Consider the following 12,488-nt stretch of genomic DNA (forward strand, 5'->3'; position numbering starts at 1 on the left):
ACTTTTGTTAGTGTAGCAAGTTTTTTAATATGTTGTTAGTTAATGGTTAATTGCTTGTACATTGATATTTTTTACCGTCAATTATTAGCATAGCTTGCTCGCCCTTACTCCAAAACAGTACCTTGGTATTAATATATTTGCTACCAGAGGCACTCACCTCATGAGTTAATAAATAATCATGCTTATTAAAGCGGAGCGTCGCCTGTTTGTTGCTAATAATATCCAGCTGTGCAGCGGTGTTATCGCACATGTAGTTTGTTGTAATGGGTTGCTCATTGCATGCAACCAGGGCTATTAAAGTAATAGTAATGGCGTAGTGTTTCATTAGGTTGTGTTTTACTTATTTGGTCGCTTGGTTAATTAAGAGCTTAGCAAAGCTAAATTAACCGTTGGTGAAAATAAGGCTTTACGTTATGTTTAAGCTCTTATTTTTAGCTAGGGAATATCATGGCTGGCACTAACCTCTTAACATTACTTGATGATATAACGACCTTACTTGATGATATTGCGACCATGAGTAAAGTCGCGACTAAAAAAACGGCAGGCGTACTAGGAGATGACTTGGCGCTCAATGCGCAGCAAGTTACAGGGGTCACTGCCGATAGAGAGCTGCCGGTAGTATGGGCAGTGGCAAAAGGGTCTTTTTTAAATAAAGCGATATTAGTCCCTGCTGCGTTATTAATTAGTGTGTGGTTGCCTTGGCTAATTACACCACTTTTAATGATGGGTGGCTTATTTTTATGTTTTGAAGGCGCTGAAAAAGTATTTGCTCGCTTTTTACCTCACCATGAGGAAACGATAGATGATGATGAAAAGTTAGATTTAGTTGAATATGAAAGGCAAAAAGTAAAAGGTGCTATTCGTACTGACTTTATTCTTTCTGCTGAAATTATTGTAATTACCTTAGGGACTGTGGCTGGGGCTACATTAATGAATCAAGCACTGGTGCTAAGTGTTATTGCCATCATCATGACAATTGGTGTTTATGGATTGGTAGCTGGAATTGTAAAACTTGATGACGCGGGTTTGTATTTACTTAACCAATCCAAGGTGTCGGCCAATAAGTTTAAAGAGCTGATCGGTAAAGGCTTATTAGCAGCAGCGCCAAGGCTTATGCAATTTTTAGCCTTTGCCGGCACTGTGGCCATGTTTTTAGTCGGTGGCGGCATTTTATCCCACGGTATTGAGCTACTACATCATTGGCAATTAGAAGTAATAACCATAGGTAAGTCGTTATTAAATGGCACCGGCGAAATATTAGCCCCTCTTATATTTGACGGATTACTAGGGGTAGTAGCGGGGCTATGCATTGTTATTCTGCATTTAGCTTATACAAAAATATTTAAAAAATAACTGCTGTGTGAATTTTTAGACTGCGCTTTGTTTTATATTTTCATCAAAGCGCACACTATTAATTATTTAACTACAGCTTAGGTTATTTACATTGGCTATTGTCACAAAGCTGTTTTAACTCATATTTCGCTTTGCTATTACCTTGCGCTATAGCTTGCTCGTACCAATACTTTGCTGTTTTTACATTTTTAGTTACGCCTTGCCCATCTCGATACATTTGCGCAAGATTTAGCTGCCCCCATTGCGAGCCGGCATTTGCGGCAAGCTTAAAGCTTTCAGCGGCTTCTTTGTACTGTCCATTTTTAAAGTAGGTAATCCCTTGTTGGTTATTTTTGTCGAGCTTTAAACCTTTATATAGCGGTTTAGGTTTTGGCGGAAACATTACAAAACCACCATATAAACTGTTTGCTGAGGGGCGTAGTACGTCGTAAATCACCCCGTCGTTATAGAGTCTTATAACTTCGCTACGAGGCAAAGTAATTTTGTCAGTTGAGAAATAACCGTTTTGCACTAATAAGCTAGTACGCATTGCTGTCGTAATGCCGTTGTTACGTTTATAGCTGTAGTTACTTATCTGAAAAGTTATAAACTGCTCATCAAAACTTAAAACCTGCGCAATTTTTAAGTTGGTCAGTGTCCATGGCTCATGAGTAAATTTATCGGCGTGTACTAAATACGTGTCGTACGCTTTAGGGTTAGTTAAGTAGTGTTGCTTTTGCGCTTGCGCTGCAGCGTGTTGTTGGTAAAAAAACAGCCCCACCCATAACGCTAAAAACACTCCTATAAAGTATTTAGGTAGAGTGACAATTTCAAAAATAGGTAACTGCTTTAGCTTTGCAGGCGCATTATAGCCACATTGATAGCATTCGTATTTATAGCTTAGCGCTAAAGGTAAAACAGGAATAACCGTAAAGCGTAAAAAGCGACTTTGGTTTATCAGATGATAGGCGCGGCTATGGCAATTAGGGCAGCACTGCGTTTGTGCAAAATAAGGAAATGACTGACTCGTATTGAAAAGCAACATAATAAGGCTCCTTGTTAATTTACAACTTTAGAGCAAGTGATAAATTAGTAAAGCAGCAAACTGTAAGTAATTATGTCATAAAGGATTGGTTTATAAAGCCCATACTTTTTGATATGGGCTTTATAGAGAATCAGCTTAGAAGCTAAATTGTGCGGCTAAACGCACGCTTGTGCCTTCACCTACGGTAACGTTATTTAAACCGCCACCGACTAGGTAGTTTTTATCGAATAAGTTCTCAATATGAGCGTGATGAAAAATTAGAGGGCAAACGCCCTACTGATGCTCCAAAATGGTCTGCCTGCGGTTGATCCAAACGGTAAAGTGCATGTACGTTCATTAGGCTTTGGTAGTGGTGGGCGTACTGTTGATAATACTAATGAACAATATGGTTTTACAGTAACCTACACACCTGTTGAAAACCACCATATTAGCTTTGATTATGATAATTCAAGCCAAGTGTACGATAACACGCCAAGCTATGATATTGAATCAGATACCATTACTTACCCGTTGGGTACAAAAGATAGTATTGAAGCACTTTGGCAAGATAGAGGTGGACAAGTAAATCCGCGTGCGGGCTATGCAGAAGATCAACAATTTGATCGTCAGTGGTGGTCTCTAAGCTACGATGCAGAACTGAACTGGGCAACTATGAAAGCGTCGGTTTCATATGTTGATACGCAAAACAACGGTCGTACGTTACCGCTTAGTGCAGCAGAGCGGTTACACCTGCAAGAAATGTATGACGGCGCTGGCGAATATGCCAATATGGACGAGCAAGCGCGCAAAGATTTAGCCGCAGAAACCTTTTTACCACGCCCTGAGCGGCCATTAGAAAGTAGTCAATATACTTACGACCTACGTTTTGATATTCCGCTTTCAGGTGCGCTTGGCGATCATAATATTGCTGTCGGTGGTCAGCTAATCGATGGTGAATTAAAAGATGGCGTGTTTGGTCTAGAAAGTAACGAAGCGGGGAAAATACAAAAACAAAATATGTTTTCAATTTTTGCTGAAGATAACTGGATGATCTTAGATAATTTTACACTTACAGCGGGTGTGCGTTACGACGAGCATGATGTATTTGGGAGTCAAGTGTCACCACGTTTATACGGCGTATATAACTTTGATGAAGAGTGGACGATAAAAGGGGGTGTGAGCACTGGATATAAAACGCCACAAACAACCGATTTATATGATGGTATTACCGGGTTTGGTGGTCAAGGGACTAGCCCATTTGCAGGTAATCCAGAGCTAGAGCCTGAAACCAGTGTTAACTCAGAAGTGGCGCTTTACTGGAATTCACTCAGTGGTGATCACAATATCAATATCACCTATTACAATACACAGTTTGAAGACAAAATAGCGAGGGGGGATACTATTTTTAGCTGTGAGCAAACCAACGATGTGCGCCCTTGTGTAAACTTGGGACAGTATGATCAACTAGGTTATCAAAGTTACAGTCAAAAAATTAATATTGATGAGGTTGAGTTACAAGGTATTGAGGTTGCTGGGAAATACACTTTAACGAACACGGTTTCATTAAATGGTAACTACACTTGGACTGACAGCGAACAGCAAGGTGGTACAGAAGATGGCCTGCCTTTAACTAACACTGCAGAGAACATGGCAAACTTGTCTTTGAATTGGAAAGCGACAGATTTTATGGACGTTTTCTTGCAAGGTGTTTATCGCTCTGATCGCTACCGTGGTTGGGATAGTGTTCATGATCAAGCATTGTACTATAAAGACTACAGCCTATTAAACTTAGGGGCTCAGTTTTATGTTAACGAAAACGTACAAATTAATGCGCGAGTTAACAACCTGCTAGATAAAGACTTTACTTCTTACAGCACGTCGTATACTGATCTTAATGGTGATGGCGAATTTGAATACGCATCGGGTCGTGGTGCTGTAAGTGAAGTGTTATTTACAGATGACTACAACGTAAAAGATAAAGGTCGTAATTTTTGGGTTGGTGTAACAGCTTACTTTTAATTGCTACTGTTCACTTTTTTATAAGGGCGCCGCACAGCGCCCTATCTAGTTATTAACTATCCTTTTCCCTCTCTTCATCTTCATTGTTAAGAAAAATAAAAAGTGACAATATGAAATAGCATCAGCCATCCACTTTGTAAGTAAACAGATGCTGCGTATTCTGCTATTATGCAAGTTATTAAATTCGAGGTTTGACCTCGTTAGCTTGTTTATTTTTTTTGGAATTAATTGTGACTGCAACTGCTTTTTCATCGTTGGCCTTACCTTCAGGGTTAGTTGATAATTTATCAACGCTCGGCTACACCCAAATGACGCCTGTACAGGCGCAAAGCCTACCGCCTATTTTAAGTGGCAAAGATATTATTGCCCAAGCCAAAACAGGCTCAGGTAAAACAGCGGCATTTAGTTTAGGCGTTTTAGCCAAGCTAAATGTAAAACGCTTTCGTATTCAGTCGTTAGTATTGTGCCCAACTCGTGAGCTTGCAGAGCAAGTGGCGGTTGAGATGCGTAAACTAGCGCGTGGTATTCATAACATTAAGATTTTAACTTTGTGTGGTGGGGTTTCAATTGGGCCGCAAATTGGTTCACTCGAACATGGTGCACATATTATTGTGGGTACACCGGGGCGAGTTGATGATCATATTCGCAAAGGTACATTGCGTTTAGATGATGTTGAAGCCCTGGTACTTGATGAAGCCGACCAAATGCTTGATATGGGCTTTCAAGATACCCTCGATGCCATAATTGATCGCATTCCAACCAATCGTCAAACGTTGTTATTTAGCGCTACTTTTCCAAAATCAATCGAAGCTATTGCTAAGCGTGTACTAAGCAATCCAGAAATGATTAAAGTAGAAGAGCAGCAAGAAAAAAGTACGATTAAACAATACTTCTACAAAATGGATAATAATAAACAGCGTTATCCAACGCTTAAGCTGCTACTTCTTAAATTTACCCCTCAAAGCTGTGTGGTGTTTTGTAATACCAAGGTAGAAACGCAGCAAGTATGTGATGACTTAGCCGATGAAGGCTTTAGTGCGGTGGCGCTGCATGGTGATTTAGAGCAGCGTGACCGTGAGCGTACACTGATTCATTTTGCGAACAAGAGTGCGTCTATTTTAGTGGCTACCGATGTAGCTGCACGCGGCTTAGACATTGATGATATGGACATGGTGATTAACTATCACTTAGCTCACGATCCACAAACTCATGTACATCGTGTTGGCCGTACCGGACGAGCAGGCAAAAAAGGGATTGCATGTTCTATTTATGGTGAGGCAGAGCAATTTAAAGTAGCGCAAATTGGTGACCACTATGAGCGTGATTTTACCCCTGAGCCAATGCCATCTTATAACCTATTAGATAAGCCGCCATACAAACCTGAAATGGTGACGCTGATGATAGATGCAGGCAAAAAGCAAAAAGTGCGCGCGGGTGATATTTTAGGCGCATTAACCGGAAAAGACGGTGTTGCTGGGCGCCAAGTTGGTAAAATCAACGTACTTGATAACGTGGCATTTGTTGCGGTAGAGCGTAACTCATCTAAACCAGCGTTACGCAAATTAACCGAAGGTAATATTAAAGGACGTAAAATCCGTGCTCGTCGCCTAACGCGTTAATTCTCGATCTAAAATGAGCAGCTCGCCTTGAGTTGCTCATATTCCATTTTTAATTGTTTAAACACTTCATTATCACCCCCTTGTTTATCTGGATGATGCTGCACTGCAAGTTGTCGCCAACGCTTTTGTAATGTTTTTAAGGTAATTGGCTGTACTAATTGCCAGCGAGCGATTAATTGCTGATGTAGCTGAGCACTTAAAGGCGCTTCATGTTGTTTAGGCTTACTGAAACGTTGCCAAAAGCTATCTAATAATGCGTTAATTTCTGCTGTTGATGTTTCAAAGTTTTGCCAGTTTAAGTAGTAGTCACGCAGCGGATCGTTTGGGTGAAGTTGGTTTTGGCTAGGGTCGCTCACCAGTTCAATGTGTAAACTTTCAATCAGTAGCTGCTGTTTTGGCATGACTTGCTGCTGTAATTGATAAAGTGCATTCATAATTAAAAAATTACGTTTAAATAAATCACGCTCGGGATCAGCGGCTAAGGTATCAAGTAACCCACGTTCTTTTAGTTCCGATGCTAAAGTATGAACCATCCACACTTTTTTATTGATTAATAGTTCAAAAATCTCATCTATCAGTGGGTTAAACATTGTTTACAATCTATTAATTGGTGTATCTTTAACAAATTATCATACACCTAAGTAACATTAAACCCCAAGGAGTGGGCGTGAATGCCTGTTTTATATTCGTCTAAATTAGATGTTTACATATTGTTTGGCTGTCATTTTATTATGGCTAGCAAGGATTAAAGGATATTTTTATGCTGACTCGGTTAAAGCGCATCTGCTTTATTGTTCTTTTGGTTTTACTGAGTGGTGCATCAAACGACGCTTTATCCAATGAGCAGACAAGTTTGTTTGAGCAGTTCGATCTTGAGCAAACATGGACTAAAAAGCACCGCCTTGCAACAGACATATTAGCTAACCCTGATCTTCCAAACTTAAAACGCGTGACCATTTACAGTGACTTAGCGGAGCTGGCGTTTACACAGAGTGATTTAGCTAACGCACTAAAGTATTTTAAATTACTAGAGGCGAATAGCACCCTTAAAGAACAGCCAAAACTTTATTTTCGTGCAATTAAAATGCAAGGCGTGGTGCTTTATTATCAAGGGTTAGTGCAACAAGCGGTCGTTGATTATAATCGCGCGTTAAACATTGCCGTTCCCCTTAAAAGCCCGATTAAACAGGCTAACTTACTCAGTAATATTGGGCTCGCTTACTTTGATATGTATAACATGGAGCTAGCCCTCGATTATTATCAGCAAGCCAAAGTCATTTATGAAAAAGAGGGGAGCGCACAAGATAAAGCCGATATATTACATAATATTGCCGGTATTTATATTCGTCTCTCTCGCTATGAGTCCGCGCTTGAGATGTATCGTGAGGTTTTAAAAGTTTTTCAAGAGCTTGGTGATGACGATGGCGTTGCACAGGTATACGGTAACATGGGTGTGGCGTACACTGAATCAAGGCAGTACCAGTTAGCGTTGCATTACAACCAATTAGCTTTGCGCTACTATCAAAGTGTTAATAACGCCTTTCAGCTTTCGACTAAGCACGCCAATTTAGCAACAATTAACCTTAAATTAAATAAATTTGATGTCGCGTTATATCATGCTAATGCAGGGCAGCAGTTTGCACTTGAGGCTGATAATAAGTCGTTACTAGCGGCTGCTTTACACGTGTTATCGACTGTTCAATTTGTGCAAGGCGATACAGAAAATGCCAAAGAAACCTCAGAGCGTTCAATTACGCTTGCCAAAGAGTATAATAATGGCATGCGCATAAAAGACGGTTTGGGGGTTGAAGCGCTGATCCATGCTAGCTTAGGGGATTATGAAAAAGCGTTAAGTTTGCATCAACAGTATGTTGATTATCAGCGCAGTGTTAATACCGAAGAAGCCTCAAAAGCGGTCAGTCAATTTCAAATTCAGTTTGAATCAAATCAGCTAAACCAAGAAATTAAACAATTAAAACAGCAACAATACTTACAAGAATTACAATTAGCTAAACGTTCACAGCTGATGTTCTTATTGGTGATTGTTGCCATATTGATTTTAATTACAGTAATTGCTGTTTATAAACGCCGAACAGAAAAACAAGCGAAGTTAAAGCTGAGTGATCAAGTTGAACAGCGCACCAAAGAGCTGCAAAGTGTGGCGCAAGAACTGCGTGAAGCTAACGAGGTTAAAAGCCAGTTTTTAGCAAATATAAGCCATGAAATTAGAACGCCGTTAACCGCTATTTTGGCGCAAACAGATAATCTTATTAGTGGTCAGTACAAGGCTGAGCAATTACAAGATGAGCTTAGGGTAATACAACGACAAAGTGAGCATTTAAAAAGCCTGATTAATGATGTGCTTGATTTAAGTAAAATCGAAGCAAACAGGCTAGAACTTAACATTAGCTGTTTTGATATGGTGCGATTGATCAACGATGTTCATGCTATGTTTTCTCCACAAGCTAAAGCGAAAGGCTTGTCATTGATATTAGAGAGTCAGTTAGGTGATACCTATTTTACGCGGCTAGATTTAACTCGAGTAAAACAAATACTTATTAATTTATGCGCCAATGCCATTAAGTTTACTCATAAGGGGCACGTAACAATTGCTGTTAGCAAAACGGATCAAGGGCTGCTCTTTTGTATTCAAGATACTGGAATTGGTATGAGATCCTCACAGCTTAAGCTTATTTTTGAATGCTTTAGTCAAGCAGATAACAGCATTAGCCGACGTTTTGGCGGTACCGGTTTGGGCTTGAGTTTGTCGCAGCAGTTAGCAGCGATGATGGGTGGCTATATTAGCGTGCAGAGTGAGTTTAAAAAGGGCAGTGAGTTTTCGTTCTATTTGCCTTGTATACAAGTTGAAGAGCAAGTTTGCCACGATGATATGCAGGCTAAATCGGGTGAGGGGCATAGGTTGTTATCCGGTAAGGTGGTGCTTGCTGAGGATCACAGTGATAACCGAAAACTGATCAGTCGTTATTTACACTCCCTAGGACTTGAAGTGATTGCCGTTGAAAATGGTGAGCAAGCCGTAGAGCAAAGTTTAAAGTTGTATCCGGATTTGGTGCTTTTAGATATTCAAATGCCCGTTATGGATGGTATTTCTGCGTTTGAACTACTCAAACAATGTGGCTATGAGCAGCCTATTTTAGCGTTAACGGCCAATGCCATGAGCCACGAGATTGACCACTACTTATCACTTGGTTTTAGCGATTATTTAGCAAAACCAATAGACAAAGAATCTTTTTACACTGTTTTAGCTAAATACTTAAGCTCAGCAAATGAGGATTTATCGACAGAAAGTATCCATGTAGATATGAGTGATTTAGTAGCGAGTTTTAAACAAAGCCTGATTACAGAAAGTGAGCTAATTGAACAGCATTTTAAAGTTGGAGATTATAAATTGTTGCAAAAAGATAGCCACCGAGTTTTAGGTGCGGCACAAATGTTTGAGTTTAAAGAGATAGCATTAGTGGCAAAAGCACTAGATGATGAATTACTTCAGTCACAAATTAACACTCAAAAGTTAACAACATTAGTAAATGACTTGCTGGTACTGCTTAAGCAATACAGATAAGCTGATTTACTCTAAAAATAAAAAGACACCATCTGGTGTCTTTTTTATTTAAAAACATTTAGTTAACCAGCGTTCAGATTACTGACGTTTCATCGAATCAAAAAACTCATCGTTGGTTTTACTCATTGATAGTTTATCGATTAAAAATTCCATGGCATCAATTTCTGACATGTCATGGACTATCTTACGTAAAATCCACAGCTTTTGGAGCTCATCAGGCTTAGTAAGTAATTCTTCACGACGCGTACCAGAACGGTTAAAGTCGATAGCTGGGAATACACGTTTTTCCGCAATTTTACGGTTAAGGTGTAGTTCCATGTTACCCGTACCCTTAAACTCTTCGTAAATAACTTCATCCATTTTAGAGCCGGTATCAATAAGCGCAGTCGCAATAATTGTTAAGCTACCGCCTTCTTCAACGTTACGTGCTGCACCAAAGAAACGTTTAGGCTTATGTAATGCATTAGCATCTACACCACCGGTCAATACTTTACCTGATGATGGAATAACGGTGTTGTAAGCACGTGCTAAACGTGTGATTGAATCAAGTAAAATCACCACGTCTTTTTTGTGCTCAACTAAGCGCTTTGCTTTTTCGATAACCATTTCAGCAACCTGTACATGGCGAGATGCTGGTTCATCGAATGTTGATGCAATAACTTCACCTTTTACTAGGCGTTGCATCTCAGTCACTTCTTCCGGACGTTCATCAATAAGTAAAACCATTAATGTAACATCAGGGTGGTTATGTGTGATTGATTGCGCAATATTTTGTAGCAACATGGTTTTACCCGCTTTTGGCGGTGCTACTAATAAACCACGTTGGCCGCGGCCAATGGGTGACGCTAAATCAAGAACTCGTGCGGTAATATCTTCTTTACTGCCGTTACCACGTTCCATACGAAAACGTTCGTTTGCATGTAGTGGCGTCAGGTTTTCAAAAAGTATTTTAGTGCGAGAGTTTTCAGGTTTATCAAAATTAACTTCGTTTACTTTAAGTAAAGCAAAGTAACGCTCACCATCTTTTGGCGGACGAATAAGACCTGAAATAGAGTCGCCAGTACGCATACTAAAACGGCGAATTTGGCTTGGAGATACATAAATATCATCTGGGCCAGCTAAGTAAGAAGCTTCTGATGATCTTAAAAAGCCAAAACCATCTTGCAAAATTTCTAATACACCACCGCCGAAAATATTCTCTCCGCCTTTGGCGTGGGATTTAAGAATAGCAAAAATAATGTCTTGCTTTCTTAAGCGGGCTACGTTTTCGAGCCCCATGGACTCAGCTAAGTTTACAAGCTCTTTTATAGACTTGTCTTTTAATTCGCGTAAATGCATATTGGTGGGTTCTTTATTACAGTTGTCATACTCAAAATCGCTTTATTAGATCGTTGAGTGAGGTTTGTTGAATATAACTAAGGATTAGTTGGCTTTATAAACTAGCAGGTCATTACTGCAGCGTCCAGTACTTCTGTAAAATAAATAATAAAAAAAGGGCTGAGCGCCCTTTTTTATAAATTTACACTTAGATGTTGTTTTCTAAAAACTCAACTAATTGTGTTTTTGATAATGCGCCTACTTTAGTTGCAGCCACTTGACCATCTTTGAAAAGTAGTAGTGTAGGAATACCACGAATACCAAATTTAGGTGGAGTACCTGCGTTTTGGTCAATGTTTAATTTAGTAATCGTTACACGGCCATCAAATTCCTCAGCAACTTCGCTTAGAATTGGGGCGATCATTTTACACGGTCCGCACCATTCAGCCCAAAAGTCTACTAGTACAGGTTTGTCTGATTGTAATACGTCAGCTTCAAAGCTATCGTCGGTAATTTGGATTATTTTCTCGCTCATTGCGCTCTCCGGTTTAGTTAGGCGAAATATTTAGTGCGTATTTAAACACTCTTGTTTCTTATTGCAAGTTTAAACGTTATGCTTAAACGCTATGACTAAGACACATTTGACCGATAAAAAGTTTTCAGACTTTGCTATTGCACCGGAAGTGGTTGCCGGGTTAACCGAAAGTGGGTTTGAATATTGCACACCCATTCAAGCTAAATGCCTACCGTTTATTTGTGAAGGGCGCGATATTGCGGGCCAAGCACAAACAGGTACAGGCAAAACGTTGGCGTTTTTAACCGCCACATGCCACCGGTTATTACAATCTAGCAAAGCACCTAGTAAACATCCAAGAGCCCTGATCATGGCCCCAACTCGGGAGCTTGCGATTCAGATACACAAAGATGCAAAAATTTTAGCGCCGCACTGTAATCTTAACTTAGGTTTAGTATATGGTGGCGAAGATTACGAAAAACAACGTGCACAACTAGAAAAAGGCGTTGATATTTTAATTGGTACTACAGGTCGCCTAATAGATCTTTACAAGCAAGGCTGTTACACCCTTAATGAAATTGAGGTAGTCGTGCTAGATGAAGCGGATCGTATGTTCGATTTAGGCTTTATTAAAGATATCCGTTATATGTTCCGTCGTATGCCGGATACATCAGAACGTTTAAACTTATTATTCTCTGCCACACTGTCGTATCGTGTACAAGAGCTTGCATTTGAACATATGACAAACCCAGAGCATGTGCAAATAGAACCCGATGTAAAAACGGGTAAACGTATTCAAGAAGAGCTATTTCATCCTTCACAAGAAGATAAAATTAAGCTGTTGTTAACCCTGATTGAAGAAGAATGGCCCGAGAAAGCCATTGTTTTTGCAAATACCAAACACAGCTGTGAAACTGTGTATGCATGGTTAAAAGCAGATGGACATCGAGTGGGTATGCTCACCGGTGATGTAAACCAAAAGAAACGTCAATCAATACTCGCGCAATTTAGTAAAGGCGAGCTAGACTTTTTAGTAGCTACCGATGTTGCTGCGCGTGGTTTACATATTCCAGAAGTAAG

General features: G+C 39.9%; 10 protein-coding genes (1 of these 10 running past the window's edge). 5 read left to right on the forward strand and 5 right to left on the reverse strand.

Features of this window, described 5'->3' with window-relative positions; all coding sequences use genetic code 11:
• Window positions 1-46: 46 nt before the first annotated feature.
• Window positions 47-325, reverse strand: a complete 279-nt coding sequence (locus BG00_RS04680) for an MliC family protein (RefSeq protein ID WP_036980861.1) — start codon at window positions 323-325, stop codon at window positions 47-49.
• 122 nt (window positions 326-447) lie between these two features.
• On the opposite strand from BG00_RS04680, the gene BG00_RS04685 reads away from it, so the two are divergent.
• A complete protein-coding gene (locus BG00_RS04685) occupies window positions 448-1,353 on the forward strand; it encodes a DUF808 domain-containing protein (protein WP_036980862.1) in 906 nt (301 codons plus the stop codon).
• A gap of 82 nt (window positions 1,354-1,435) precedes the next feature.
• Here BG00_RS04685 and BG00_RS04690 read toward each other — a convergent pair whose 3' ends face one another.
• The gene (locus BG00_RS04690; protein WP_036980863.1) at window positions 1,436-2,377 is read right to left on the reverse strand and encodes a tetratricopeptide repeat protein; all 942 of its coding nucleotides are present in this window, start codon (window positions 2,375-2,377) and stop codon (window positions 1,436-1,438) included.
• A 279-nt stretch (window positions 2,378-2,656) separates the two neighbouring features.
• On the opposite strand from BG00_RS04690, the gene BG00_RS04695 reads away from it, so the two are divergent.
• Both BG00_RS04695 and dbpA read left to right on the forward strand, forming a co-directional pair.
• On the forward strand, window positions 2,657-4,375 hold the full coding sequence (locus BG00_RS04695) for a TonB-dependent receptor domain-containing protein (RefSeq protein WP_081762890.1): 1,719 nt from the start codon (window positions 2,657-2,659) through the stop codon (window positions 4,373-4,375).
• Between the two features lie 230 nt (window positions 4,376-4,605).
• Window positions 4,606-5,994 carry an ATP-dependent RNA helicase DbpA gene (dbpA, locus tag BG00_RS04700; protein WP_036980864.1) on the forward strand — a complete coding sequence of 463 codons (1,389 nt, stop codon included), beginning with the start codon at window positions 4,606-4,608 and terminating at the stop codon, window positions 5,992-5,994.
• An 8-nt stretch (window positions 5,995-6,002) separates the two neighbouring features.
• Here the strand turns inward: dbpA and BG00_RS04705 are convergent, their stop codons facing one another.
• Window positions 6,003-6,584, reverse strand: a complete 582-nt coding sequence (locus tag BG00_RS04705; protein WP_036980865.1) for a DNA-J related domain-containing protein — start codon at window positions 6,582-6,584, stop codon at window positions 6,003-6,005.
• Window positions 6,585-6,754: 170 nt separating this feature from the next.
• Between BG00_RS04705 and BG00_RS04710 the strand changes: the two genes are divergently transcribed.
• Complete coding sequence (locus BG00_RS04710) at window positions 6,755-9,577, forward strand: tetratricopeptide repeat protein (protein WP_036980866.1); 2,823 nt, start codon at window positions 6,755-6,757, stop codon at window positions 9,575-9,577.
• A gap of 78 nt (window positions 9,578-9,655) precedes the next feature.
• On the opposite strand, the gene rho is transcribed toward BG00_RS04710, so the two are convergent.
• Both rho and trxA read right to left on the reverse strand, forming a co-directional pair.
• Entirely contained in the window at window positions 9,656-10,915 is a 1,260-nt protein-coding gene (gene rho / locus BG00_RS04715) for a transcription termination factor Rho (protein ID WP_013463749.1), read from the reverse strand.
• A 187-nt stretch (window positions 10,916-11,102) separates the two neighbouring features.
• The gene (gene trxA / locus BG00_RS04720; RefSeq protein ID WP_013463750.1) at window positions 11,103-11,429 is read right to left on the reverse strand and encodes a thioredoxin TrxA; all 327 of its coding nucleotides are present in this window, start codon (window positions 11,427-11,429) and stop codon (window positions 11,103-11,105) included.
• Window positions 11,430-11,520: 91 nt separating this feature from the next.
• Between trxA and rhlB the strand changes: the two genes are divergently transcribed.
• A protein-coding gene (gene rhlB / locus BG00_RS04725) for an ATP-dependent RNA helicase RhlB (RefSeq protein WP_010392673.1) crosses the window boundary here: on the forward strand, window positions 11,521-12,488 show its 5' portion. It continues 310 nt past the right edge of the window; only the first 968 of its 1,278 coding nucleotides appear in the window; its start codon is at window positions 11,521-11,523; its stop codon lies beyond the right edge, outside the window.

Origin of the sequence: Pseudoalteromonas sp. SCSIO_11900 (genome assembly GCF_000576475.1) — a bacterium.
In the GTDB taxonomy this organism is placed as follows: Bacteria; Pseudomonadota; Gammaproteobacteria; order Enterobacterales; family Alteromonadaceae; genus Pseudoalteromonas; species Pseudoalteromonas tetraodonis.

Coding starts and splice junctions, on each gene's coding strand:
- rho (WP_013463749.1), bottom strand. CDS start 10,915: ATGCATTTACGCGAATTAAAAGACAAGTCTATAAAAGAGCTTGTAAAC.
- trxA (WP_013463750.1), bottom strand. CDS start 11,429: ATGAGCGAGAAAATAATCCAAATTACCGACGATAGCTTTGAAGCTGAC.
- BG00_RS04690 (WP_036980863.1), bottom strand. CDS start 2,377: ATGTTGCTTTTCAATACGAGTCAGTCATTTCCTTATTTTGCACAAACG.
- BG00_RS04705 (WP_036980865.1), bottom strand. CDS start 6,584: ATGTTTAACCCACTGATAGATGAGATTTTTGAACTATTAATCAATAAA.
- BG00_RS04695 (WP_081762890.1), top strand. CDS start 2,657: ATGCTCCAAAATGGTCTGCCTGCGGTTGATCCAAACGGTAAAGTGCAT.
- BG00_RS04680 (WP_036980861.1), bottom strand. CDS start 325: ATGAAACACTACGCCATTACTATTACTTTAATAGCCCTGGTTGCATGC.
- BG00_RS04710 (WP_036980866.1), top strand. CDS start 6,755: ATGCTGACTCGGTTAAAGCGCATCTGCTTTATTGTTCTTTTGGTTTTA.
- BG00_RS04685 (WP_036980862.1), top strand. CDS start 448: ATGGCTGGCACTAACCTCTTAACATTACTTGATGATATAACGACCTTA.